The organism is Spirosoma pollinicola (assembly GCF_002831565.1).
Lineage (GTDB): Bacteria > Bacteroidota > Bacteroidia > Cytophagales > Spirosomataceae > Spirosoma > Spirosoma pollinicola.
Genome location: NZ_CP025096.1, coordinates 6,210,250 through 6,235,117 on the forward strand (window position 1 = coordinate 6,210,250; position 24,868 = coordinate 6,235,117).

General features: G+C 48.7%; 20 protein-coding genes, 1 tRNA gene and 1 pseudogene. 13 read left to right on the plus strand and 9 right to left on the minus strand.

From position 1 onward, the window contains the following. Position 1: 1 nt before the first annotated feature. Positions 2–1,594: a sodium:solute symporter gene (locus CWM47_RS26045; RefSeq protein WP_100991372.1), complete on the minus strand. Its 1,593-nt coding sequence runs from the start codon at positions 1,592–1,594 to the stop codon at positions 2–4. Between the two features lie 171 nt (positions 1,595–1,765). Between CWM47_RS26045 and CWM47_RS40070 the strand changes: the two genes are divergently transcribed. From CWM47_RS40070 to CWM47_RS26060, 4 genes and pseudogenes are all read left to right on the plus strand, one after another. Continuing rightward, positions 1,766–2,194 carry a carbohydate-binding domain-containing protein gene (locus CWM47_RS40070; protein ID WP_317046651.1) on the plus strand — a complete coding sequence of 143 codons (429 nt, stop codon included), beginning with the start codon at positions 1,766–1,768 and terminating at the stop codon, positions 2,192–2,194. Between the two features lie 18 nt (positions 2,195–2,212). Next, positions 2,213–4,357 carry a beta-N-acetylhexosaminidase gene (locus CWM47_RS26050; RefSeq protein WP_317046652.1) on the plus strand — a complete coding sequence of 715 codons (2,145 nt, stop codon included), beginning with the start codon at positions 2,213–2,215 and terminating at the stop codon, positions 4,355–4,357. A 43-nt stretch (positions 4,358–4,400) separates the two neighbouring features. Then, positions 4,401–5,237, plus strand: a complete 837-nt coding sequence (locus tag CWM47_RS26055; protein WP_100991374.1) for an ROK family protein — start codon at positions 4,401–4,403, stop codon at positions 5,235–5,237. A 25-nt stretch (positions 5,238–5,262) separates the two neighbouring features. Next, positions 5,263–6,207: pseudogene (locus tag CWM47_RS26060) on the plus strand (MFS transporter); the annotation flags it as partial. Positions 6,208–6,250: 43 nt separating this feature from the next. On the opposite strand, the gene CWM47_RS26065 reads toward CWM47_RS26060, so the two are convergent. From CWM47_RS26065 to fabD, 4 genes are all read right to left on the minus strand, one after another. After that, positions 6,251–8,617: a hypothetical protein gene (locus CWM47_RS26065; protein ID WP_100991376.1), complete on the minus strand. Its 2,367-nt coding sequence runs from the start codon at positions 8,615–8,617 to the stop codon at positions 6,251–6,253. Between the two features lie 27 nt (positions 8,618–8,644). Beyond that, positions 8,645–9,877 carry a DegT/DnrJ/EryC1/StrS family aminotransferase gene (locus CWM47_RS26070; RefSeq protein WP_100991378.1) on the minus strand — a complete coding sequence of 411 codons (1,233 nt, stop codon included), beginning with the start codon at positions 9,875–9,877 and terminating at the stop codon, positions 8,645–8,647. 162 nt (positions 9,878–10,039) lie between these two features. Continuing rightward, positions 10,040–10,110 (minus strand) — tRNA-Gln (locus CWM47_RS26075). A 122-nt stretch (positions 10,111–10,232) separates the two neighbouring features. Further along, positions 10,233–11,111, minus strand: coding sequence for an ACP S-malonyltransferase (fabD, locus tag CWM47_RS26080; RefSeq protein WP_100991380.1), 879 nt, complete (start codon positions 11,109–11,111; stop codon positions 10,233–10,235). A 333-nt stretch (positions 11,112–11,444) separates the two neighbouring features. Between fabD and CWM47_RS26085 the strand changes: the two genes are divergently transcribed. The 4 genes from CWM47_RS26085 (at position 11,445) to CWM47_RS26100 (ending at position 15,672) form a co-directional block, all read left to right on the plus strand. Further along, the gene (locus CWM47_RS26085) at positions 11,445–12,140 is read left to right on the plus strand and encodes a succinate dehydrogenase cytochrome b subunit (protein ID WP_100991382.1); all 696 of its coding nucleotides are present in this window, start codon (positions 11,445–11,447) and stop codon (positions 12,138–12,140) included. Positions 12,141–12,221: 81 nt separating this feature from the next. Continuing rightward, on the plus strand, positions 12,222–14,159 hold the full coding sequence (locus tag CWM47_RS26090; RefSeq protein WP_100991384.1) for a fumarate reductase/succinate dehydrogenase flavoprotein subunit: 1,938 nt from the start codon (positions 12,222–12,224) through the stop codon (positions 14,157–14,159). A gap of 108 nt (positions 14,160–14,267) precedes the next feature. After that, positions 14,268–15,026, plus strand: a complete 759-nt coding sequence (locus CWM47_RS26095) for a succinate dehydrogenase/fumarate reductase iron-sulfur subunit (protein ID WP_100991386.1) — start codon at positions 14,268–14,270, stop codon at positions 15,024–15,026. Between the two features lie 157 nt (positions 15,027–15,183). Next, the gene (locus CWM47_RS26100; RefSeq protein WP_100991388.1) at positions 15,184–15,672 is read left to right on the plus strand and encodes a GtrA family protein; all 489 of its coding nucleotides are present in this window, start codon (positions 15,184–15,186) and stop codon (positions 15,670–15,672) included. A gap of 191 nt (positions 15,673–15,863) precedes the next feature. Here CWM47_RS26100 and prfA read toward each other — a convergent pair whose 3' ends face one another. Then, on the minus strand, positions 15,864–16,937 hold the full coding sequence (prfA, locus tag CWM47_RS26105) for a peptide chain release factor 1 (RefSeq protein ID WP_100991390.1): 1,074 nt from the start codon (positions 16,935–16,937) through the stop codon (positions 15,864–15,866). Between the two features lie 238 nt (positions 16,938–17,175). Here prfA and CWM47_RS26115 point away from each other — a divergent pair, with 238 nt between their 5' ends. Next, positions 17,176–17,766 (plus strand): hypothetical protein, encoded by a 591-nt coding sequence (locus CWM47_RS26115; RefSeq protein WP_206170544.1) that lies wholly within the window; start codon positions 17,176–17,178, stop codon positions 17,764–17,766. Between the two features lie 101 nt (positions 17,767–17,867). Here the strand turns inward: CWM47_RS26115 and mnmH are convergent, their stop codons facing one another. Both mnmH and CWM47_RS26125 read right to left on the minus strand, forming a co-directional pair. Further along, a complete protein-coding gene (gene mnmH / locus CWM47_RS26120; RefSeq protein ID WP_100991396.1) occupies positions 17,868–18,935 on the minus strand; it encodes a tRNA 2-selenouridine(34) synthase MnmH in 1,068 nt (355 codons plus the stop codon). 148 nt (positions 18,936–19,083) lie between these two features. Continuing rightward, positions 19,084–19,806, minus strand: coding sequence for a pyridoxine 5'-phosphate synthase (locus CWM47_RS26125; protein WP_100994053.1), 723 nt, complete (start codon positions 19,804–19,806; stop codon positions 19,084–19,086). A 131-nt stretch (positions 19,807–19,937) separates the two neighbouring features. Between CWM47_RS26125 and CWM47_RS26130 the strand changes: the two genes are divergently transcribed. From CWM47_RS26130 to CWM47_RS26145, 4 genes are all read left to right on the plus strand, one after another. Then, complete coding sequence (locus tag CWM47_RS26130) at positions 19,938–20,387, plus strand: GatB/YqeY domain-containing protein (protein WP_100991398.1); 450 nt, start codon at positions 19,938–19,940, stop codon at positions 20,385–20,387. A gap of 104 nt (positions 20,388–20,491) precedes the next feature. Continuing rightward, positions 20,492–21,019: a CvpA family protein gene (locus CWM47_RS26135; protein WP_100991400.1), complete on the plus strand. Its 528-nt coding sequence runs from the start codon at positions 20,492–20,494 to the stop codon at positions 21,017–21,019. Positions 21,020–21,080: 61 nt separating this feature from the next. Then, entirely contained in the window at positions 21,081–22,130 is a 1,050-nt protein-coding gene (gene rlmN / locus CWM47_RS26140) for a 23S rRNA (adenine(2503)-C(2))-methyltransferase RlmN (protein WP_100991402.1), read from the plus strand. Between the two features lie 251 nt (positions 22,131–22,381). Beyond that, positions 22,382–23,803 (plus strand): inorganic phosphate transporter, encoded by a 1,422-nt coding sequence (locus CWM47_RS26145; RefSeq protein WP_100991404.1) that lies wholly within the window; start codon positions 22,382–22,384, stop codon positions 23,801–23,803. A 75-nt stretch (positions 23,804–23,878) separates the two neighbouring features. Here CWM47_RS26145 and CWM47_RS26150 read toward each other — a convergent pair whose 3' ends face one another. Next, positions 23,879–24,682, minus strand: coding sequence for a lysophospholipid acyltransferase family protein (locus CWM47_RS26150; RefSeq protein ID WP_100991406.1), 804 nt, complete (start codon positions 24,680–24,682; stop codon positions 23,879–23,881). Between the last annotated feature and the right edge of the window lie 186 nt (positions 24,683–24,868).

The window sequence follows — 24,868 nt, forward strand, 5'->3', positions numbered from 1 at the left end:
GTTAATTATTCGATACGATAGCCGCTCGTTTGGTGCGGTTTACTCTACCGCTTTTTAGTTTTGTCAAGAGTATACCGATCAAAAAGATGGTAAGGGTACCTACCACAATAATCATATTGCTATGAAGCGGATTGCGCAGATAGCTATAGGCATCGGGCAGGTTGCCGGAAAAGGTCATCCAGAGAATAACCAGCACACCAATGGCGGTGGCCGTAAGGGCTTCGTGGCCGTTGGTACGCCGACTGATCAGCCCCAGCAAAAATAGGCCAAGCATTCCAGCCGCAAAAATACCGGAGAGTGTCCACCAGGCATCCAGAATACTTTTTACGCCAATCATAGCCAGCCCCGCCACCAGGCCCATGATGCCAACCACCACCGTGGCCAGATGCAGCAGCAAAAGCTGTTTTTTGGGAGACGGATTGGGGTTAAAATAGCGTTTGTAAATATCTTCGGTGAAGACCGTTGCCGATGCATTCATGCCCGAACTGATGGTACTCATGGCCGCCGACAGGATAGCAGAAATGATCAGGCCCATCAGACCCGGCGGCACATTGGTTACCATAAAATGCGGCATTACTTTATCGCCATAATCGGCGGGTTGGAGGGTGGCCATTAGCCGGGATACTTCACTGGCTGAGGCCGTAGCGGGTAAGCGATCCAGGGCCACTTTCTGTTTAATGGCTTCGATAAATTCGGGGTGAACCTGATAGTAGGCAAACAGGCAGGAGCCAATGACAAAAAACAGAAGTGACGCCGGCACGTACAGCCATACGCAAAGCCAGAGCGATTTGGAAGCCTCTTTGGCCGAGGAAGTGGTATGATATCGCTGTATGTAATTCTGATCCATCCCGAAGTTATTCAGGTTGATAAAGAACCCGTATAGCAACACCACCCAAAACGAAGATTGGGTGAAATCGGGCGAAAACGTACCCAGACTAAATTTATCATGAGCCGCCCCAATGTCCACAATGGAGGATACGCCCCCCGGCATGGCCTGAACAATGAGGTAGAGAATCAGCAGGGCACCAAACGTTTTGACAACGGCTTGAACGACCTCCGTCCAGATGACGGCTTCTATGCCACCCAAAACGGTATAGATGATAATGCAAACGCCCATCACGATCATAATCATCTGCATCGAGAAACCCGTCAGGGCCTGTAAACTGAGGGCAATACCCAGAAAAATGGACCCCATGCGAGCCAGTTGGGTAAGTAAAAAACAAACAACGGCGTAGGTCCTTGCCCAGGGACCAAAGCGGTGCTCAAAGTGAGTGTAGGCTGATATTTCGCCCGTTTGCCGATAGAACGGCACAAAAAAACGAGCCGCCATGTATGCAGCCAGAGGCATGGATAAGCTAAAAACGAATGAATTCCAGTTTCCACCAAAGGCTTTCCCCGGAACGCCCAAAAATGTGTTGCTGCTCAGAAACGTAGCGTAAATGGACAAGCCCGTTGCCCAACCCGGAATAAGGCCCGATGCTTTGGTAAACTGATCGGCATTTTCGTTTTTTCGGGAAAAGTAAACGCCTACCAGCACCATAGCAACAAGATAGACGGCAATCATAGCAAGATCAAAAAAAGGAAGGTTTTTCATGCACGCACTGTCAATAAAGTAAAAATCGGGTAGGGACTGAAAATCGGGTTTACATCACGGACATTCGTTGGCGTGAGCCCTGAGGCATTAAAAAATAAAAAAGCCCATGTCTGTCGATAGTATCTTTAGTACTGAATCAAGTACTATATGGGCTACTTAACCTGACTATTTATGCGTACTGGTTTTTATACTACCCTTTGTTTTTTGGTTCTTATTGGTGCAAATAGCTGTCGGTCATCAACTAAAGGAAGCGAAGAAGACGGAAAACTACTGGCTGTTTCCTGGGAACTGGTCAGTAATTTCACGGAGGTAGAAAATGGATTCAAGGCTTGCTTTACGCTGACAAACAACAGCAGCTTACCCCTGACGGATGCGAATTGGACGTTATTTTTCAACATGTCGCCCCGGCCTGTGCTTCCCGCCAAAACACCGCAACCCGCTACGGTTCAGCACATAAACGGCGACTGGTATAAGCTTAAGCCCAATAAAGGGTTTAGCCTTAAACCGGGAGCTTCAACGACCGTTCTGTATGAAGGTACAGAGGCCATTACGAAGGTCACCGATGCTCCTATGGGCATGTACATTGTTTTTTACGATTAGGAAGGGAAGGAAGAAAACGTGGTTGAGATTGCGAACTACACCGTCCGGCCATTTACCCGGAAAGAGCAGATGATTCGGGGTAAGGACGATCTGGAGCCATTGCCAACCGCCCAAAATACGTATCGAAATAATCTGGCGTTTTCCCTGCTACCGGCTGAACAGCTCCAGAAAATCATTCCGTCGCCCATTAAATTGACTACTGGTGCGGGACGGCTGGCCTTAACGTCCTCATTGCCGATTTATGCGGAGAAGGGGCTCGAAAATGAAGCTGATTTCCTGAAACAGAAACTAAAAGCACTAACCGGAAAAGACTTTTCGATCAGCACCGGAACCCCGTCGGCAAAGGGTATTCTCCTGAAAACGGGCCCTATCAGCGTTAAAGGAATTACCAAAGAAGCCTATAAACTGGATATCGACGGAAACGGCGTGTCCATTACCGGAAGCGATGCTGCCGGGGTGTTTTACGGTGTTCAGAGCTTATTGGCACTTATACCTATAGAAGCCTATTTGACCCCGGCAGCCGACATTGAGCTTAGGTACACGCAAATTGAAGACGCTCCCCGTTTCCCATTTCGCGGGCTACACCTGGATGTAAGCCGAAACTTTCAAACGAAGGAGACAATTCTGCGGATTCTTGACCTGCTGGCGTTTTATAAAGTCAACCAATTTTTGTTCTATACGACCGAGGACGAAGGCTGGCGTCTAGAGATTGACGGCCTGCCCGAACTGACCAAAGTTGGTGCACAACGGCAGCATACGTCCGGTAAAGAAACCTCCGTGCTGCACCCGGCCTATGGGTCCGGCCCAACCCCATACAAAGAGGGCAAATACGGCAGTGGCTATTACACAAAGGCTGATTTTGTCGAAATTCTGAAATACGCGAAAGCGCGTCATATCAAGGTTATTCCTGAGTTGAATTTTCCGGGTCATGCGCGGGCCGCTATCAAAGCTACGGAAGCTCGCTACGAGCGGTTGATGAAGGAAGGTAAACCGAAAGAAGCCAGCGAATACCGACTCATCGACCCTGACGACAAATCGGTGTATATGTCGGCGCAGGGATATTCCGACAATGTGGTAAGTGTTGGACCGGAGTCTACCTATCATTTCTATGAAAAAGTGGTAGACGAAATCACTAAACTATACAAGGAAGCTGGCCTTCCGATGGATGTTATGCACGCCGGTGGCGATGAAGTACCCGAAGGGGTCTGGACAAAATCGCCAATAGCGGCCAAACTTCTCAAAGATAACCCGACGATAAAAGACCCTAAAAATTTACAGGCTTATTTCTTCCGCAACTTGCTGAAACGACTCAGAAAACGCAATCTTGAGGTGCATGGCTGGGAGGAGGTTGCCCTTACTAAACTGGCAAACGGGACGTATGTGCCAAATTCCGAATTTGTTGGTCAACATGTGGTTCCTTACATCTGGAACAATCTTTTTGATCCCGATTTAGGTAATCGGATGGCCAATGCCGGATATCCGGTTATTCTGTGCAACGTATCGAATTTCTACTTCGATATGGCCTACAACAACGATCCGCAGGAGCCGGGACTTTATTGGGCCGGATACGTTGACACCCGAAATAACTGGGCCTTTGCCCCCTTCGATATGTTTAAGACTACCTATAAAACGGCTATGGGAAAACCAATCAATTTTGCCGGTCTGGAACGAATGAGGCCCGATGCGCGTAAAAACGTACTGGGTATTGAAGCGCAGCTCTGGAGTGAAACGGTCAAAGGACGCGATATGGCCGAATACGACATTCTGCCCAAGTTACTCGGCTTTGCCGAGAGCGCCTGGGCACCGGAGCGGCCGTGGGAAACCATCGAAAACCGGCAGGCCCGTGAGAAGTCGATGGCCGTGGGCTGGAATGTATTTGCGAATACGCTGGCACAGAGGGAACTGCCCCGACTGGCCCGCATAAACGGGGGGTATAACTATCGGCTGCCGCTGCCGGGGGCTACATTCGACAAAGGTCTGCTAACCGCCAATGTCGAGCTGCCGGGTCTGCTGGTTCGATACACAACCGATGGCTCCGAACCTACCATGCAATCGGCCTTGTATACGGCTCCAGTGAAGGTGACGGGTACGGTGAAACTGAAAAGTTTTGATCGCGCTGGTCGGTCGAGCCGGTCAGCGATTGTTGCCGTTCCAAATCCATGAGGTCTCGCAGACCGTATGGGTTAAAACCAAAAACTGCTTTTTTATGACTATTGGGGTTGATTTAGGAGGGACCAACGTACGGGTTGGTCTGGTCGATAAAGGCGTACTTGTTGACCAGCGTAGCATGGCGCTGGAGCAAAAAGACTCGCTATCGGCAACGCTGGCGCAGTTGATCGAACTGATCCGGCCATTCACGCAGGCATCCGTAAACAGCATCGGTATTGGCGTTCCGTCGGTGGTCGACATAGAGCGAGGCATTGTCTACAATGTGGTCAATATTCCGTCCTGGGAGGAAGTGCCTCTGCGCGATATTCTGGAAAAAGAGTTTGATCTGCCGGTTTTTATCAACAATGATGTAAATTGTTTTATTCTCGGCGAACATCAATTCGGGCTGGCAAAGGGCTATCGGTCGGCGGTCGGGATGTCTATTGGTACGGGCTTGGGTTCGGGTATTATCATCGACAATCAACTCTATTCGGGTAGTAACTGCGGGGCGGGTGAAATTGGGTTGTTGCCTTATCTCGACAAAAACATCGAATCGTATGCTGCTTCCGTTTTTTTTGAGGCTGTTCACGGAACAACTGCTCTTGACGCCAGTCAGGCGGCTAAACTGGGATCGACAAGCGCCCTGCAACTCTGGGCCGAATTTGGAAAACACTTTGGTGTGGCGGTCAAAGTAGTACTCTATACCTACGACCCGGACGTAATTATTCTGGGAGGCTCCATTGCCAAAGCCTATCCTTTTTTCAAAGCCGCCATGTTTGACAGTATGGCTGACTTTGCCTATCCGGTAACCCTCCAGCGGCTGAAAATTTTTCAGTCTCAGAATGAGAACATTGCGTTGCTTGGAGCTGCTGCCCTGGTGCGTCAACTGGTTTAAAACGCCCTCCGTCAACCAAGTCGAAATGAAACGAAACGCCCTGGTTGTTGCCCTGATTCTATTAATTTTCTTTGTTATCTCCTTTTTGACCAATATTCTGGGGCCTATTATTCCCGATCAGGTCGAGAGTTTCCAGATACGTATCGGGTTGGCGGGGTTTCTTCCTTTTGCTTTTTTTGTTACTTATGGTGTATCCATTCCATCGGGAATTCTGGTAGAAAAATACCGGGAAAAGCTGGTTCTGATCTGGGCCTTTTTTCTGGCCTTTCTGGGGTCGCTCCTCTTCGCCCTGATCCCGCATTTTTCGGTCGCCCTGGTGTCGTTGTTTTCTATTGGTGTGGGAATGGCCATGTTGCAGGTTGCTATTAACCCGCTGCTGCGCGTGGCTGGGGGCGAAGAGCACTTTGCCTTTAACTCGGTGCTGGCGCAACTTTTTTCGGGAGCCGCTTCGTTTTTCAGCCCATTGCTCTACAGCTACTTTGTGCTGACGATCCATACCGATACAACCTCTTTTTTACTTCGGCTACTCAACTAGGTTGTACCGCTTCATTTCGAATGGGTGTCGTTGTATTGGATCTTTGCCCTCACAACCCTGCTTATGATGGTAGTGGTGGGGCTGGTCAAATTTCCGGCTGTGGCCCTCAAAGACGATGAACGTATAGAGATTGGCGGAACACTTACCGAACTACTTAAAAATAGAACGATGCTTCTCTTCTTCGCCGGGATATTTGCTTATGTGGGCACCGAGCAGGGCATTTCTAACTGGATGTCAAAATTCCTGCAACTCTATCATGGCGTTGATCCGGCGACCGAGGGCGCTACGGCGGTAGCTTATTTCTGGGGGCTGATGACCATTTGCTGCCTGCTCGGCTTAGTGCTTCTGAAGTTTGCCGATAGTCGTAAAGTTCTGATTTTCTTTACAGTAGGTGCCATTTTGTCGTTGGTGTTGGGCTTGTTATATGGCCGGGAAATGAACGAGCTAGGGTGCCCGCCCAATTCGGCCACGTAGTCTGTCACTCATTCACCTTTTCTTTCAGCAGCCAGATATCCGAAATGCGGGAATTTTGCCGCCAGTTCAGGTGCGATTCTTCGGGCTGGTCGAATGTCACGCTAATGCGGCCATCCTGCGTAGCCGACAAGGGAATGATCCATTCTTTAACCGTATCAGCTTCGCGGTTATAGATCATGGGTTCCAGCCGCTGGCCATCCACGCGCAAAAGGGCTTCGCCAAAACCAACCACCCGAAGGCTGTACCGCGCACCGGGGTCGAGGTTTTCATAACTAAGCGCCGGGCTTCGCTGAAACGTTTGCGACGATAATCGGGCACGGCTTAGGCCATCTTTCCACCAGGCAATATCGGTGGCATCGTCGGAGATGGTTTTTATGCGTGGCCCTTTACTTATGTTCGATACATCGTCGTAGAAACTGCCTTTCCCTGGATTTTCCCAGGTGCTGATTTCCCGCAGGCGGGTTACCTGCTCGCCCGTCGTTTTCAGCGATCTGATTTTTATAAATTCATCGGCCAGCCACCAGCGGTTGTTTAATGGGTAATCGACGAAGTCCAGTACGCAGCCCCGTTCGTACCCTTTCGCTTTGTACTTCGCCACACTTGTTTGTAAACCAATCGACGCAAATAAATCGGCGCATAACGTCTCTATTTTGCTTTTTAACTCAGGCGAAATGGGGCTTTTATCAGGCTGATTAACAATGTCAAGAGCCTGGTTCATTGCTGTTTCGGGTCCTATCGCATTGGCGTTGACTAGTATAAAATTCGCTTTCTTTTCAAGGCTTTGTTCATACAATAACCGCCTGCGGGTGTAGGTGTCGTAATTGGCGCGGAGCAGACAAAGCTGCCAACGCCAGTTGGTTGCCAAAGCGGGGTTATCGGCTTCCAACTTTTTCCAGAAAGCAAACGTTGTTTCAACACCCCCGTTTTCGGCTAATGGACCCTGCCAATTTTGTTCGAGGGCCGCAATTCCATTGGCGGCAGCTTCGTCCAGCTTCGGGCCATAGAAAAAACGGCCATAATCGGTCAATAGCTCATGTACATCCGCATCCGAACGCCAACCGCGCTGGCTCCAGATCACCTTGTTGACGTCGTCGTGACACCCATCCGAATACGAAACAAAGCCGTCGGTAAACGGGGCGGAGTTTGCCTGTGTTTTCGCAAAAAAATACGGGCGCGGATTGGTGGCTTCGCGGCCCAGTGTAAGAGCATACGCCTGATCCCAACGTTCGACCGGGTATTCGCAACGAATGTTGTGGGTAATGTCGGGATATTGCCGGAGCTGGTATTGTTTCGGCAACCGATAGCGGGTTTCGGCCAGCGATGGGCTTCCCGGCCCATGTACGACCCCCGCTAGCCAATCGGGTTTTTGTTTGGCCAGATAGCTATAGAAATAATCAATCTGTTCAACCGTAAACCCTTGCAGCGATAGCCAGATTTTCGCTTTCGGATGGTATTTGATCAGGCGAGTTTGCAAGTCGTTCAGGAAAGGCATTACCACTTTCGGGTGGTTATCACCCGGATCGCCCCCCGGCACGAAAATGTGGTCGAGACGAGGGCAGGACCGGTAAAACGCTTCGTGCAAATCGAGTTCGGCTTTTCGCTTGATTGAGTCTGTCAAGTTAATCGTGGCGGGTGTCCACACCCAATAATCGAGGTCGTATTTCTGACATATTTCACTCATTTTTATCCGCATCTCCGAGGCCGGTAGTTTAAAGTGGGAGCTGGGCTTTTCGGCTTCATGAAAGGGAATACCCTCAATGGCATTTGTCCCAAAAATGGCCAGCTCCCGAATATACTGGTCAAACTGAGCTACAGACCAGGCGTCGTATGAGTTGGCCGTTGACCGATACCCCAATTGATGCCCGCGTATTGGGTAGTCAGGTGCCGTTGCTATATCGGCGGGTACGGACAACTCCAGCCGGTTTTTATCCATGTTGAGCTTTCGCAGTACCCAGCCGGCACCGAACAGAATACCACGGGCATCGGCCCCTATAATCCAAAGCGTAGTTCCCTTTGGGGTAGTTTCCTCAACAACCCGAAAGCCTTCAGGCATCAATTCGGGCTGGTCTTTGCTCGTGTTAACCGGAACCCGAACGCCCTGTAAAACCTGATCGCCAGACAGCACAAAGGCCACGCAGACTGTGTTCGTTTTGGGCCAGTTAGACACAGTCTTAAGCGTTATTCCGGTTCGCCGGGCCACTTCCTCTACAAATACTTGCGGGGCCGTTTCGTGCATGGGCGCAGGTACCGAGGGCGATATGAGTAAAACGGCCCGTTCAAGCGTGATGGACTGGGCTGCCAGTGATGCGGAACCCACTAACATCAGGATAAGAAATGAAAAGATGCCCGTTTTATGCCGGTTCGAATTCATAAAAATGGGTGAGAAATCAGTGTAGGCTTATTGATTAACTGCCTGTTGAATTTTACGAATGGCATCGGCAAACGAGTCCATATCGCTGCGTGTACCTAACATGGCTTGCTGAAAAATCCATACGGCTTCATCGGCGCAGGCCCGTTCGGCAACCGGGCAGTATACGGTCGAATAATCGACTGAGTCGGGGAGGGCATAACAAAGCCAGTTTTTTTCCTGGAAAACAGGTTGTTTATACAGCGGATGCGGGTAGCCTGACGAACAAGGCAGCCCTTCTGCCAACAGCATAGCTACAAATTCCTTTTTCGACAGCATGCCGAACGTTGCCTTGTCATACTTGAAAATATACAAATGATACGAATGGCGTATCTCGACCTGTCCCCGACTCAGCGGAGTGATTCCATCTATATTCTCCAGCAGGCTATCCAGATAGAGACCATTTTCATTTCGAATGCGCGTTTGCTCCTCAAGCCGGGTTAATTGCTGGCTGAGCAAAACCGCTTGTAGCTGGGTGATCCGGTAATTGCAGCCCGGATTAAAATGGTCATACCATTGGCCGTCCGGGAGTCGCCCCACATTTCGCAGGGAGTTCATGGTTTGGTACAGCGCATCATCGTTGGTAATAACCATGCCTCCCTCGCCCGAGGTTAGATTTTTAGACGACTGAAAACTAAAACTGCCCGCGTCGCCAATGGAGCCAAGCTTTTGACCCTTGTATTCGGCCCCGTGTGCGTGGGCGGCATCTTCAATGACCCGCAATGTATGCCGACGCGCAATGTCCAGAATAGCCTCCATATCGCAGGGCAAGCCCGCAAAATGAACAGGTATAATGGCTTTGGTGCGCTCGGTAATGGCGGCTTCAATGGCAGCAGGGTCGAGGTTATATGTATCGGGGTGAATATCGACAAAGACGGGTACACAGTTTACCTCCAATACCACAGAAGCAGTGGCAATAAATGTATAAGGCGGTACAATAATCTCATCGCCGGGGCGCACTCCACAGGCAATCAACGCCAGCCGAAGTGATACCGATCCATTTACGCAACTGATGGCATATTTACTCCCGCAATACCGGGCAAACTGCTGCTCAAATTCGGCGACAGCCCCGGCGCAATCGGGATTTCCCCATTGGCCGGTTCGAACCAAATCGGCCACGGCCTGCACATCCTGTTCATCGTAAATGGGCCAGGGAAAGGTAGATGTAACGACTTTTTCGCAACCTTCTATAGCTAATAGCCCCGTCGAAGCTGTCTTGATCATGTGATATGAAGGAAAACAAGTAATGTACTCCTTAATACGGCATGAATGGGGCTTTGGGCTATTGACCCTTGCAAATTTTGTTAGTCTGGCAGAGAAGCATCACCAGCCGCAATCGCCTAAAAGCAAAAAAAGCCGCCTGATATGAATCAAGCGGCTTTCTTGTAGTCCGAGAAGGATTCGAACCTCCACAAACAGAACCAAAATCTGTCGTACTACCCTTATACTATCGGACTGTTTTGTAATTGCGAGTGCAAAGGTAACGGATGGATGGGGTCAAAAACAAATATTGCCACAAAAAAAAAGGCTTTTTTGTGGCAATAAAGGTATTGCTGTTGATTATCAGTTACCTATCCATTTACTGTACACCAACTGCAGGTGTAGCAGGACTAATCTTTTTGATCAATCCCTGTAGCACTTTGCCCGGCCCACATTCATAAAACTCGGTAGCCCCGTCGGCAACCATCCGCTCAACAGACTGTGTCCAGCGAACAGGCGATGTTAATTGGGCAATCAGATTGGCTTTAATCTGCTCAGGATTTGAGGTGGCTTCGGCGTTGACGTTCTGGTAAACGGGGCAACGGGGCGCACTGAACGGCATATTTTGAACGGCTTCGGCAAATTCTGTTCGTGCAGGCTCCATAAAGGGAGAGTGAAAAGCCCCACTCACCGCTAATTGCACCACGCGTTTGGCACCGGCAGCTTTCAGATGCGTTTCAGCGAGCTGAATACCCGCTACACTTCCCGAAATAACGACCTGACCGGGGCAGTTGTAATTGGCAGGAACCACAATCTCCTCGGTAATTTCGGCACACACCCGCTCAATGACGTCATCGGCCAGGCCCAGCACAGCCGCCATAGTCGATTGAACCAGTTCGCAGGCTCGTTGCATGGCCGTTGCCCGAACAGACGCCAGCCGCAAACCATCTTCGAAGGACAGTACACCCGCTGCCGTTAGCGCTGACAATTCGCCCAGTGAGTGACCGGCCACCATACTAGGCGCAAATGAATTGGTGGTTAAGGCTAATACCACACCGTGCAGAAAAACAGCCGGTTGTGTATAAATCGTTTGTTTGAGGTCTTCATCGGTTCCTTCGAACATAATGCTGGTGAGATCATAACCCAGAACTTGATTGGCTTGATCGAATAACTGACGGGCGGCTTCTGACTGTTGGTAAAGGTCGTGCCCCATACCCCGAAATTGTGAACCCTGACCTGGAAATATGTATGCTTTCATAATAGCAGATGAAACTGACAAAGGGTGCAAAATTGTTAGATATTGTTGGTTGTTCAAAAGAAAATCCTGATCCGTTGTCGATCTGTCTTGCAATCAACCAGTTGTTTGATGTTTATTTCCTAACAAGACTATTGGCCAGCCAAACAATCGGCTAAAACAGTCTGTTCCGAAATCAATCGTTCAGGTTAATTTATATAGACTGTAAATAAGTTATAAAATGGCTTATAATACCACTTAATCTTGTTTCCGTCGGGTTTGTGATTTAGCTTTGGTGCGCCGTTTAAAGCGGCTTTTCTTCAATCGTTTACACTAAATTTTCGTGTCGTTCACCGTATGGCTTGGGTAACACAAACTCTCTCCAGCTCCCTCGGCCGCAAGGTCATCATGTCGCTAACGGGACTGTTTTTAAGTTCTTTTTTAATTGTACATATGGCTGGTAACCTCCAGCTATTCAAAGCTGATGGCGGAAGAGCCTTCAACGAGTACACGTATTTCATGACCCATAATCCGGTCATCATGACTGTATCGTACCTGCTTTACACCTCTATCTTGGTTCACGCGTTGATGGCCTTTATCCTCACACGCCACAATCAGGAATCGCGGCCTGTTAAGTATGCGTACAACAAGCCAGAAGCCAACAGCGACTGGTCGTCTCGTAACATGGGCATCCTGGGTACTATCCTGTTACTGTTCATTATTATCCACATGCGCACGTTCTGGTACGAAATGCACTTCGGTTCTGTCCCTATGGCCGAATATGACGGCAAAGAGTACAAAAACCTCTATGCAGTAGTGCAGGTAGCTTTTGGTGAGTGGTGGTATGTTTTACTATATGTGCTTTGCATGGGTGCGCTTGGTTATCACCTGGCGCATGGTTTCCAGAGCGGTTTTCAAACGCTTGGAGTCCGGCATAAAAAATACACACCGATTATTGAATTTTTGGGCAAATTCTTCTTCGCAATCATCATTCCGGTCGCGTTTGCAGCTATGCCGATTTACGTGTTTTTACAGGTTCACCATATAATTTAAAGAGTAAAAGAGTGAAAGAGCGAAAGCTGGCTGATAAGTCATTTTCGCTCTTTCACTCCTTCGCTCTTTCGCTCTTTAAATATGAAACTGGAATCAAAAATCCCCGAAGGTCCTTTAGCCGAAAAATGGGCACGGCAAAAGTTCGCGTTGAAACTGGTCAATCCAGCCAATAAGCGAAAATACGAAATTATTGTGGTGGGCACCGGTCTGGCTGGTGCATCGGCAGCTGCATCGCTTGCCGAATTGGGCTATAGCGTTAAGGCATTCTGCTTTCAGGACAGTCCCCGTCGGGCGCACTCGATTGCCGCTCAGGGGGGTATCAATGCGGCTAAAAACTACCAGAATGACGGCGACAGCGTGTTCCGTTTGTTCTACGATACGATTAAAGGCGGTGACTACCGCGCTCGTGAAGGCAACGTACACCGTCTGGCCGAAGTCAGCGTGAACATCATTGACCAGTGCGTGGCGCAGGGCGTGCCGTTTGCCCGCGAATACGGCGGTACGCTGGCTAACCGCTCGTTTGGTGGTGCGCAGGTGTCACGTACGTTCTACGCTCGTGGTCAAACCGGACAACAACTGCTGCTGGGTGCTTACTCGGCCCTGAGCCGTCAGGTTGCCACCGGTAAAGTGAAGCTGTACCCACGCACCGAAATGCTCGATCTTGTCGTTGAGGGCGGTAAGGCGCGTGGCATTATTACCCGCAACTTGGTTACGGGTAAGATAGAATCCCATTCAGCACACGCCGTATTGCTTTGTACAGGTGGTTATGGTAACGTGTTCTACCTATCGACAAATGCAATGGGCAGCAACGTTACCGCGGCTTGGCGGGCACACAAGAAAGGTGCCTTTTTTGGTAACCCCTGCTTTACGCAGATTCACCCAACCTGTATCCCGGTATCGGGACACTACCAGTCGAAACTGACGCTTATGTCGGAGTCACTGCGGAACGACGGTCGGGTGTGGGCACCCAAATCCAAAGAAGACGCACAGAAGATTCAGAAAGGCCAGCTAAAGCCAACAGATCTGGCTGAAGATGCCCGCGATTACTTCCTGGAGCGTCGTTATCCTGCCTTTGGTAACCTTGTTCCCCGTGACGTAGCGTCTCGCAACGCCAAGAACATGTGCGACGAAGGCCGGGGAGTTAGTAAAACCGGACTGGCCGTATACCTTGATTTCGCTGACGCTATTAAACGCGACGGCCGGAAAACGATTGAGGCTAAATACGGTAACCTCTTTGAAATGTATGAGAAAATCACCGGCGAAAACCCGTATGAGTTGCCGATGATGATCTACCCCGCTGTTCACTATACAATGGGTGGCTTGTGGGTCGATTACAACCTCATGACAACGATTCCCGGCCTGTATGCCCTTGGCGAAGCTAACTTCTCCGACCACGGTGCTAACCGCCTTGGCGCATCGGCGCTGATGCAGGGTCTTGCTGATGGCTATTTTGTAATTCCTTATACCGTTGGCGATTACTTGGCAACGATTGGACCAGCCGACAAAATACCAGTCGATTCGCCAGCCTTCAAAGAAGCCGAGCAGAAAGTTCATGCTCAGGTTGAACAGTTACTGGCTATCAAAGGTACTCGTCCTGTTGATGAACTACACAAGGAGTTGGGCCATATCATGTGGGAGTATTGCGGTATGTCGCGTACTGCTGAAGGACTCAAACTAGCCAAACAAAAAATTCAGGCTCTGAAAAAAGAGTTCTGGACAAATGTTAAGGTGCTGGGCGATTCAGAAGAGATGAATCAGGCGCTCGAACAGGCATCTCGTGTTGCTGATTTTATCGAGTTAGGCGAACTAATGGTCGATGATGCACTCAACCGCGAAGAGTCGTGTGGTGGGCACTTCCGCGAGGAACACCAGACACCCGACGGCGAAGCCCTGCGTGACGATGCCAACTTCGCTTATGTAGCTGCGTGGGAGTATCAGGGTGACGGCAAGCCAGAAATACTTAACAAAGAAATTCTGGAGTTCGAGAATGTTAAATTGACACAGCGGAGTTATAAATAATAGGTAGTAAGTCGATAAGCTAGTAGGTCAGTAAGTGGCTGACGCATCGTTCATCCGCCACTTACTACCTTACCGACTTGCCAACTTACCTACTCACTGACTGTAATCATGAAAATTAATCTAAAAGTCTGGAGACAGAAAAATAATAATACAACCGGAAAGCTGGTTGATTATCAACTGGATAACGTATCGGAAGATATGTCTTTTCTGGAAATGTTCGATGTCCTGAACGACTCGCTAACCCGGAAAGGCGAAGATCCCGTAACCTTCGATCACGACTGTCGCGAAGGGATTTGCGGTATGTGCTCGATGTACATAAACGGCCGGGCTCATGGTCCGCAGACGGGTGCAACCACCTGTCAGCTGCACATGCGGTCGTTTAACGACGGCGATACGATTGTGGTTGAACCCTGGCGGGCGCGGGCCTTCCCGGTTATCAAAGATCTGATGGTTGACCGGTCGGCTTTTGATCGGGTTATTCAATCTGGCGGGTACGTATCCGTAAACACGGGATCAGCTCGTGATGCGAACGAAATTCTCATTCCTCGTACCATTGCCGACGAAGCGATGGATGCTGCTGCCTGTATTGGTTGTGGTGCCTGTGTAGCTGCCTGCAAAAATGCCTCGGCTATGTTGTTCGTTTCGGCGAAAGTTTCGCAGTTGGCACTTCTGCCGCAGGGACAGTCGGAGCAAAAAGAGCGGGCAGAACGCATGGTGGCACAAATGGATGCCGAAGGATTTGGTGCCTGTTCATTTACCGGTGCCTGTTCGGTTGAGTGTCCAAAGTCGATTTCACTTGATCACATTGCCCGTATGAACCGGGAGTATCTGGGAGCTAAACTGTCTTCCGACAACGTGCAGAGCTAGGCTACAGGTAACGATTATATACGAATGAGTCCGGTCTTCGAAATGAGGACCGGACTTTTTTATTGATTCCCGGATGGGTTTATGTGAGCGGTTTACAGGTGGAGAGTTACAATAGTTTGGCAAAGGATATTTAGCTTTGCCCACTTATTTTTAGATTATGGCAGAGGGGCTTTTTAATCGCAGGGATATCCTTGCTTATTTTATTGTTGCCGCTATCGGGGCTTCTTTACAACTCGTAGCAGGAAGTGTATTTCAGGATTGGTTTCAGTTTAGTTATCAGCAGGCATTACTGGCGGGCTACATAATTGCGTTTTTTGCGGGCTTTTATTTGACAAAACTCTTTGCTTTCAATGCAAAGAACTCCGCTAAAACGAAGCGTGAGGCCGTCAAATTTACGCTTGTATCGATCGTTTCGTGCCTGATTACGGTCTATGGCTCCTCACTTCTTTACGATTTTTCGATAAGTAAGTTTCACATATTAACCGTTGTCATTCCTTTTTCGGTAAAGACAGTGAATCTTAATAAACTCATTGCGCACACGACCGGTATGGGCCTGAGTTTTGTGAGTAATTATGTGCTACACAAAACATTCACGTTCCATAATACCGGCTTTTACGAAAAGCTGAAACGATTACTGAATTTGTAAGGCGTTAATTGAACCAGAAAAGGATTTCTTACTGCTGACGTTAGAATCTGTCAAAAAAGGGTTTAACCACAGAGACACGGAGAACACAGAGGTTTGATAGGGGATAAAGTAACCCGTCAAACCTCTGTGTTCTCCGTGCCTCTGTGGTTAAACCCTTTTTTAAGGATCAGATACTCACGTATGACCCTTTTCTACGCTGTTGCGCCTTCTTTCAATCGCTCGGCATTTTCGGCGATGCGAAGCTGTTCGATAAAGTCACCGATGCCGCCATCCATAACGGCAGGAAGGTTATAGACCGTTAGCCCGATGCGGTGATCTGTTACGCGGCTTTGTGGATAGTTATACGTTCTGATCTTGTCGGAACGGTCGCCACTACCCACCATTGTTTTGCGTTGGGAAGCGATGGCGTCGTTGTGTTTCTGCAATTCGATTTCATAAATCCGCGACCGTAGTACCGTCAGGGCTTTGTCGAAGTTTTTCAACTGCGAACGCTCATCCTGGCACTGTACAACAATACCCGATGGGATGTGAGTAAGCCGCACCGCCGAGTAGGTCGTGTTTACGGACTGACCACCCGCTCCCGACGAGCAGAATGTGTCTTTCCGAATATCGTTCATGTTTAGTTCAACGTCCACCTCTTCGGCTTCGGGTAGCACGGCAACGCTGGCGGCTGAGGTATGGATTCGTCCCTGCGTTTCGGTTGCTGGTACTCGCTGAACGCGGTGTACGCCCGATTCGAACTTGAGCTTGCCATAAACATCTTCGCCTTCGATCTCAGTGATAATTTCTTTATAACCACCGGATGTGCCTTCGGTGAAATCGACCAGCGACATTTTCCAGCCCATTTTCTCGCAAAACCGTTGGTACATTCGGAATATATCGCCCGCAAAGATGGCGGCTTCATCGCCACCGGTGCCGCCCCGAATTTCGAGAATAACGTTTTTGCTGTCATTCGGATCTTTGGGCATCAACATTTCCTTAAGCAATTCCTCCAGCGTATCCCGACGAGGCTGCAGTTCGTCTAATTCGCCTTTAGCCATATCCCGAAAATCTGCATCTTTTTCGGTAGCTATGATTTGCTTTGCATTCTCAATCTCTTCGAGCAGTTGCAGGTAAGCTTGATACTGCACAACGATCTTTTCTAAATCTTTGTATTCTTTACTCAACTTCATGAACCGCTTCTGGTCAGAGACGGCTTCGGGCTGCACAATTTGTTGAGCTACTTCGTTGAAGCGTTCGCGGATGGCTTCTAACTGGTCAAGCATATATGTATTTTTCTTTTGTTCATCTAACAGAGATAAATTCTATCTGCGCCAAACGGACAATAAAACGTTATGACAATTATAAAAAGCAAAATTACGAAAATTCCTTGGACCGGCATCCCGGTGGTCTGGCATCCTGTGGTCCGGCAGTTCGGCTTTGTATTTACGAATTGCAACCAAGCTGCTATTGGAATCGTTTTCCAGATAAATGACGAAACCCCACTACATTAAGTTCCTGTTTATGAAACGCCCACTAGTGCTGTCAGCCTTATTAATCAGCTTTTTAGCCGCCTGTACACCCGAGCGGGTGCGCTACACCAACGAACTAAAGCAGGAAATGGCCGATTCGAAGATCAAGAGAATCACCAATGCTGACATGGTGGAAACGGTCGATAATTTGGGCGGAAAAGTTACCACTGTACTGGAAAAAGAACTGACTACACAACTTCAGAAATCGACAAATCCTGCCGAACGTGCTAAACTCTGCCAGCTGCAAAACTTACCCCGCGCTAAGGCCATTGCTGAGCGTTACGCGCTGGATATTCGGTTGTTGGGTAAAGCCGATATACAAAACAAAGGGTTGAGTACTAAAGAGCGAGAGATTCTGGACGCTTATTTATATAGCGCCAAACAGAAATCGACGGCTATTTCCAACATCCAAAAAATTACGGATACGTCGTTCGTCTACAACGCTCCGGTGCCGGTTAACAGTGTTATTTGTGAAGCTTGTTTTGGTAAACAGGAAACTCCATTTGCGGTTTGGCACCTGGGCTTCAATAAACGGGAAGTGGTTCGGCGGATGGGAAATACAAAGAAAAAGAAGCAATCGTAAGGGGTTCTGTCTGGCGCGGGTATTTACCCGTGCCTGTAATTAAGCCAGTATTTACTGGCACAACAGAAATAGCTTCGATTCGCCAGTAAATACTGGCTATATTAAAGGCACGGGTAAACCGGAACGCCGGACCGACCCGCGCCAGTACTCTCTACCCACTCAATCAACCGTTTAGCGGTTTCTTCGGGATTGTCCTCACCCGTTTCTATGGTTTGAATCGTAGCTGAATCGCGCTGAGAAAGGCCGTGTAGATACGCTTTGTCGTAATAATCCAGTGTTAGATCAGCCACGGTTGCGTAATCATGAAGAGCCAGTGCGTGAAGGGCATCTTTAGTCACTTTGCCCCCGAGCCGTTTACGAATTCGCTCGGTTGCCTCGATAAGCAAACCATGATCGATATTTGCATATTCGGCTACCAGGCGGTTCACGCGTTTAGCTTTCGGTAAGTCGATAAACGCTACCGGAGCCGCTCGCATTTGCAGCCAGAGTGCCATTGGAATGAAGCATGAACCAACATTTCGGCTTTCATCTTCCAGCCAGATTCTGCGGGACGTGTCCAGGGTCAGCAACGTTTGGAAAAGCAGATTCTCAAACTGCTCTGTTGCCGGTTGCGGCTGTTGTCCGATAGCTCCATACGATGAGCCTTTGTGGTTGGCAAACCCTTCGAGGTCAATGATCTGTTCACCTTGCCGGGCTAGTTCTTTCAGTATATCCGTTTTACCACTCCCCGTTTTACCTCCCAGAATGATAAGCTTTAGCGGTTGGGCAAAGGAGTCGAGAACTGCATTACGGTAGGCTTTATACCCACCCACCAACGTCGATGCAGTCAGTCCAGCGGTATCCAGCAACCAGGCAAATGATCCGCTGCGCATACCTCCCCGCCAGCAATGCACCAGCACTTCCTTGTTTTGCGGATTCAGTTTTTTGGACTGTTTCACGAAGTCTGCCAGTTTTGGCCCCACAAAGCTGAGCCCCACCAACACAGCTGCATCTTTCCCCGCATTTTTATACTTAGTGCCAACCAGTGCCCGCTCGTCGTTGTCGAACAGCGGAATACTCACCGCGCCGGGAATATGTGCATGGTCATACTCGCCCGGCGACCGAACGTCAATAACAGGCAGTTGGCGTGCCTTGTCTAAAAACTCATTGACGGGTAATTGATGGACCATTCTTGACCGGGATTTTAACAAGATTTAAAGGATTAAACAAGATTACTTGAATCAGGATTTTCGGTAAAGGATTAATTTGATCTTTCTGCAAGTCTAGATAAGGTCAGCTAAAGCTATACGGCAGTAATCTTGTTTAATCCTTCAAATCCTAAGAATCCCGGTTCAGACACCTTAAATACATCTGAATCGTATTCTCCAGGCCAAAATAAAGCGCATCACAAATAAGCGCGTGACCAATGGACACTTCTTCCAGACCGGGCACTTGTTCGTCGAAAAAGCGTAAATTCTCTAAACTTAAGTCGTGGCCCGCATTTAGGCCTAAGCCCAATTCGATAGCCCGTTGCGCGGCTCGAACGAAGGGAGCAACGGCCGCTTCCCGATTTTCGGCATAGTGGGTCGCATAGGGTTCAGTATACAGCTCAATCCGGTCGGTGCCAACGGCCTTGGCCCCTTCGACCATACGCTCGTCGGCATCTACGAAAATGGATACGCGAATACCATCGGCCTGAAATGTCTCGACTAACTCCCGGAGATGGTCGGCGTGGCGAATCGTGTCCCAACCGGCATTGGATGTAATGGCGTCGACAGCGTCGGGAACGAGGGTTACCTGAGCGGGCTTCACACGTTTGACCAGTTCAATGAACCGCTCATCCGGATTGCCTTCAATATTAAATTCGGTTGTAACAACTTCGTGCAGATCCAGCACGTCCTGATAGCGAATATGCCGCTCGTCGGGGCGGGGATGGACGGTGATGCCCTGTGCTCCGAAACGTTCGCAGTCGAGGGCGACTTTAACAAGATCAGGATTATTGCCACCCCGTGCATTGCGAATTGTGGCAATTTTGTTGATGTTAACGCTTAAACGTGTCATCTGGCAATGAATAATGACTAAAGTACAATGAACAATGACTGGTTTCTTAACTTTGCTAAACCGTTGATGGTTCATGGGTTTATACCGTTTCACCATCATCCATCATCCATTTTACATTATTCATTAGACCAATGTCTCTAAAACAACAAATTGACGCCGATATAAAGCAGGCTATGCTGGCCAGAAATCAGGATAAGCTACGCGCATTGCGGGCCGTGAAGTCCATGATTTTGCTCGAAGAAACGAAAGAAGGTCAATCGGGCGATCTTAAACCTGAAGACGAAACCAAAATTCTGACCAAAGCCGTCAAGCAACGGAAAGACTCGGCCGACATATACCGTCAACAGAATCGCGCCGATTTGCTGGCCGTCGAAGAAACAGAAATCGCTGTCATTGAGCAGTACCTGCCCAAGCAGCTTTCTGAAGATGAATTAAAAGGAAAACTACAAGCCATTATGACCCGGCTGGGGGCTTCGGTGCCGTCAGATTTGGGTAAAGTGATGGGTGTAGCCTCCAAAGAACTCGCCGGACAAGCCGATGGAAAAGCCATTTCGGCGATGGTGAAGGCATTACTTTCTTAAAGAGTGAAAGAGCGAAAGAGTGAGAGAGCGAATAGGGTCGCAAATCACTCAATCGCACTTGCACTCATTCACTCTTTCGCTCTTTGAATACACTCGATTTACTCATGCTTATTCCCCTCGCCTGGGGGGCTTTTAATGGATACCGCAAAGGTCTTCTTGTCGAGATCGTGGCGGTCATCGCGTTTGTTGTGGCCATGATTGTCGGGTTTAAATTTCTGGCGTTTGGAATTGACCTGCTCAGTCCTTATATCAGCCGCGAGCTAGCCCGAAAAATTCTGCCCTGGCTGGGTTTTTCGATAATATTTTTCCCTACGGTGGTCATGATCAACCAGATGGGATTTGCCATCCGGCGGTCGCTAAAGTACTCCGTATTAGGTACCTTCGACAGTGTAGCAGGGGCCACAGTTGGGGTTTTTACGTGGGTCTTTGGAATTAGTGTTATCCTTTGGTTGTTCAGCTATATGGGTGTTAAACTACCCGCTCGTCAGGCAAAAACCGCCTTTATGTATCCGTATATCAGGCCAATAGCGCCAAAAGTGATGGATAAAGCCGCCGTTTGGGTACCCAAGGGGCTGGATGCAGGAAAGAAGTGGCGGGCCGACAATATAAAGAGCGAAAGAACGAAAGAGTGAAGGAGCATTTAACGCGGTTCTTTGCGCTCTTTCAGCATTCGCTCTTTCGCTCTTTAAAAATATGAAACAAGATATTCGTAAGCTGACGGCTGTTCAGTTAAAAGACTGGTTTACGCAAAATAACCAACAGGGGTTTCGGGCCAAACAGGTTCATGAATGGCTCTGGAAAAAATCGGCGCTCTCGTTTGAGCAAATGACTAACCTGTCGCTGCCAACGCGGGAGTTGCTGAATACGCATTTCGAAATTCGCCCCCTAACCGTCGATCAGCAGCAGAAGAGCAACGACGGCACAATTAAATCGTCGTTCAAGCTATATGATGGCAATCTGGTTGAAGGTGTTCTAATTCCGTCACTTCGTACTGACGACCTAGATCGTATGACGGCCTGCGTATCGAGCCAGGTGGGTTGTTCGCTTACGTGCAAGTTTTGCGCAACAGGCTATATGGACCGGAAGCGTAACCTCGACGCGGCTGAAATCTATGATCAGGTCGTAGCCATTGATCGGCAAGCCAAAGCAAACTACGACGCGCCCCTTACAAACATCGTGTATATGGGCATGGGTGAACCCCTACTGAACTATAAAAACGTACTCGAATCGGTTGATCGCATCACTTCACCCGATGGCTTGGGGATGTCGCCCAAACGCATCACGGTGTCAACAGCGGGGATTGCCAAGATGATTAAGCAACTTGGCGATGACGAAGTGAAATTCAATCTGGCCCTGTCGCTCCACGCGGCTAATGATTTCAAGCGGGATCAGATTATGCCGATTAACGAGAGCAATACGCTGGAGGTATTGGGCGACGCGCTGACCTATTTCTACAAAAAAACAGGTACGCGCATCACGTTTGAATACATTCTCTTCTATAATTTCAACGATACATTGCAAGACGCGCAGGAGCTTTGGAAGTTTACCAAGCGTGTACCAGCCAAGGTCAACATCATTGAATATAACCCCATTGCTGAGGCTAATTTTACCAATACGGACCCGCAGACATTGGACAAGTTTGCTGGCTATCTGGAAAGCAAAGGCGTAATCGTAAATATTCGCCGGAGCCGGGGTAAAGACATTGATGCCGCCTGTGGGCAACTGGCTGGTAAAAAGGCGTAGAGACCGGTCCGCCTGCGTCTCATGCGGTAAACCCTTTGCATCTCATTATCTAGCAATACCTCGCGTCTTATTATCTATCATAATTAGTTTAAAGTATAGTAGGCTTTTGCATAATTCGGTCAGGAGACGCAACCGGTTGCGTCTCTACTTAACAATTTGATAATATAGCTCTGGGTAGTTTCACGTACTTTTGTGGCAATCATGAGCTTACGGACCCACCGTTTGCTTAACTACTGAAGATACTCCAATTTATGTTTGGCTTAGAAACGGATGTTTTTATCCTCCTATTTATCAGCCTGTTCGCTGCCTGTGCCTTTGAGTTTGTTAATGGTTTTCACGATACAGCCAACGCCGTTGCCACCGTTATTTACACGAATTCGCTAAAACCTACCTACGCGGTTGTGTGGTCGGGGATATGCAATTTTACCGGCGTTCTGCTTGGCGGTATCGGGGTTGCAATGGGTATTGTAAATCTCCTGCCTGTTGAGTTGCTGGTCGATCAGAATGTCTATCACAGCGTAGCTATGGTGCTTGCTCTTCTCCTGAGCGCCATTATCTGGAATCTGGGAACTTGGTACTTTGGTCTCCCCAGTTCAAGTTCGCACACACTTATTGGCTCGATTCTGGGTGTTGGCCTGGCATTTGCCACCATGCCCGAAAACAAAACCGGCGCTGCTGTCAACTGGGACAAAGCGATCGAAACGGGTTACGCCTTATTACTCTCGCCCTTGCTGGGTTTCAGTTTGGCTATTGTATTGATGTTTATTCTACGCCGGTCTGTACCCGAAGAAGCGAAAGATCAGCTTTTTAAAGAACCAAAAAAGAATACTGAGCCTCCTACCTGGGTTCGAGCTATATTGATCACTACCTGTTCGCTGGTGAGTTTCTTTCATGGCAGTAATGACGGTCAGAAAGGGGTAGGGCTAATTATGTTGATTCTGATTGGCATTGTCCCCTATCATTTCGCGGTTAAATCTGATCTTGACCCTCGCCTGATGCAGACAAATATTGCTGCTATTCAGCAAACGATGGGCGTATTGGACACGACTCATCTTTCATCAATAAACCGGGAGCGTGTCGTTCAAACTAATAAAGAGCTTTCTCAGTTAAAGGCCCTGGTGAATGGGCCACTTATAGATGGCAAAATTCCAAACGAAAAACGCCTGGAAGTACGGAGTGATCTATTGCTGATCAACAGTAATATCAAAAAGATTACGGCTGATGAAGGGTCGAATTTAAGTTCAAGTCAACTGGCTGTACTAACGAAAAACCTGGGCGAAGAAGGCGGTCTGCGTCGGTTTACCGACTATGCGCCACTCTGGGTAATTCTGATGATTGCGCTATCGCTGGGCCTTGGTACGATGATTGGCTGGCGCCGGATTGTGGTAACGGTAGGCGAAAAGATTGGTAAGCAACACTTAACCTACGCACAGGGGGCCTCGGCAGAGCTAGTCGCGGCCATGATGATCGGGATGGCATCCTGGCTGAAATTGCCTGTTAGTACAACACACGTTCTTTCGTCGGGTATTGCCGGTAGTATGGTGGCCAACAAAGGGGTGAAAAACTTACAGGCTGGAACCGTAAAAAATATTGCTTTGGCCTGGATATTAACCTTACCAGTTTCGGTATTACTCTCCTTTACGCTCTATATTTTCTTTCGTTGGGTATTGTAGTTGGCTTTAATTTGCCGTTTTTGGCTAGTACTGTGGTTCAATGCAACCCGAAACAGCAAACAAACTACTGAGCACCTATTGTGCCCACTCCGGCGCATCCTGTTCGATAGCATGGCGAACTTTTGCCACAATATCATCAACGCTATCATCGGGACCGAAATGCATCGGGACTTTAAATTGCACCGTCAATAAGGTATTCCGCTTCTTAAAACGTAAGCCTTTTTTATCAAAGGCTCTACGAAAGCCGTTAATTACAACGGGTATAACGATAGGCTCATTGTTTTTGATGAGGTGCCCTGTTCCTTTTCGTATAGGCGCAAAGGGCGTTGTTGTGCCTTGCGGAAAGCTGACGACCCAGCCATGTGCCAGCGCGAGGGCAATTTTTTCGTTGGCTGTATTATCCACAGACCGTTGTACTTCGCGTCCTTCGGCCCGCCATGAGCGTTCAATTGTGATGGCGCCACCCGCAGCAAAAACGCGCGGCACAATGCCTTTTTTCATTGTTTCAGAAGCGGCTACATAGTATTGCCGCGCCCGTGGCCCGAACAAATAAACGGGTGGCAGCAACGTGTTCTGAAATCCCCACTTTACGGCGCAAAAGATGTGGAAAAAGGCGATCACGTCGGCAAAATACGTCTGGTGATTCGACAGGAATAAGACGTTGTTGATGGGTAAATTCTCCAGATTCTCGGTCCCCTCAATTTGAATCCGGTTCACTACTGTGTAGCGGGCGTAGGTCAACCAGCCAACCATGCCAATTATTAGTCTTCTGGCCACCAGAGAGTTGCCAAAGGGATCGCATTCGAATAGACCGAGGATATCCAGAGGCATCAGGAACTTAGGCAGGTAGCTGAATTTAGTTGGCTTTATGTACTTCATTAGTAGGTTAGGAATCTCAGGTAATGAGTAAAGTTACGAGTATGCTACAATGTTTTCAAGAAAAAGTGCAACTGGCTGTCTGTCACTGGAAATTCCTTTCTGTAAGACGTGGTTAGGGTACTCATTGTTGGGGAGTCATAAATTTTTTTTAACCCGGATTAATCCTTTTCTATACTACACCCTCTA

Bases quoted from the DNA above. Each gene is read 5' to 3' on its own strand.
- CWM47_RS26045 (WP_100991372.1), bottom strand. From the start codon at position 1,594: ATGAAAAACCTTCCTTTTTTTGATCTTGCTATGATTGCCGTCTATCTT.
- CWM47_RS40070 (WP_317046651.1), top strand. From the start codon at position 1,766: ATGCGTACTGGTTTTTATACTACCCTTTGTTTTTTGGTTCTTATTGGT.
- CWM47_RS26055 (WP_100991374.1), top strand. From the start codon at position 4,401: ATGACTATTGGGGTTGATTTAGGAGGGACCAACGTACGGGTTGGTCTG.
- CWM47_RS26065 (WP_100991376.1), bottom strand. From the start codon at position 8,617: ATGAATTCGAACCGGCATAAAACGGGCATCTTTTCATTTCTTATCCTG.
- CWM47_RS26070 (WP_100991378.1), bottom strand. From the start codon at position 9,877: ATGATCAAGACAGCTTCGACGGGGCTATTAGCTATAGAAGGTTGCGAA.
- fabD (WP_100991380.1), bottom strand. From the start codon at position 11,111: ATGAAAGCATACATATTTCCAGGTCAGGGTTCACAATTTCGGGGTATG.
- CWM47_RS26085 (WP_100991382.1), top strand. From the start codon at position 11,445: ATGGCTTGGGTAACACAAACTCTCTCCAGCTCCCTCGGCCGCAAGGTC.
- CWM47_RS26090 (WP_100991384.1), top strand. From the start codon at position 12,222: ATGAAACTGGAATCAAAAATCCCCGAAGGTCCTTTAGCCGAAAAATGG.
- CWM47_RS26095 (WP_100991386.1), top strand. From the start codon at position 14,268: ATGAAAATTAATCTAAAAGTCTGGAGACAGAAAAATAATAATACAACC.
- CWM47_RS26100 (WP_100991388.1), top strand. From the start codon at position 15,184: ATGGCAGAGGGGCTTTTTAATCGCAGGGATATCCTTGCTTATTTTATT.
- prfA (WP_100991390.1), bottom strand. From the start codon at position 16,937: ATGCTTGACCAGTTAGAAGCCATCCGCGAACGCTTCAACGAAGTAGCT.
- CWM47_RS26115 (WP_206170544.1), top strand. From the start codon at position 17,176: ATGAAACGCCCACTAGTGCTGTCAGCCTTATTAATCAGCTTTTTAGCC.
- mnmH (WP_100991396.1), bottom strand. From the start codon at position 18,935: ATGGTCCATCAATTACCCGTCAATGAGTTTTTAGACAAGGCACGCCAA.
- CWM47_RS26125 (WP_100994053.1), bottom strand. From the start codon at position 19,806: ATGACACGTTTAAGCGTTAACATCAACAAAATTGCCACAATTCGCAAT.
- CWM47_RS26130 (WP_100991398.1), top strand. From the start codon at position 19,938: ATGTCTCTAAAACAACAAATTGACGCCGATATAAAGCAGGCTATGCTG.
- CWM47_RS26135 (WP_100991400.1), top strand. From the start codon at position 20,492: ATGCTTATTCCCCTCGCCTGGGGGGCTTTTAATGGATACCGCAAAGGT.
- rlmN (WP_100991402.1), top strand. From the start codon at position 21,081: ATGAAACAAGATATTCGTAAGCTGACGGCTGTTCAGTTAAAAGACTGG.
- CWM47_RS26145 (WP_100991404.1), top strand. From the start codon at position 22,382: ATGTTTGGCTTAGAAACGGATGTTTTTATCCTCCTATTTATCAGCCTG.
- CWM47_RS26150 (WP_100991406.1), bottom strand. From the start codon at position 24,682: ATGAAGTACATAAAGCCAACTAAATTCAGCTACCTGCCTAAGTTCCTG.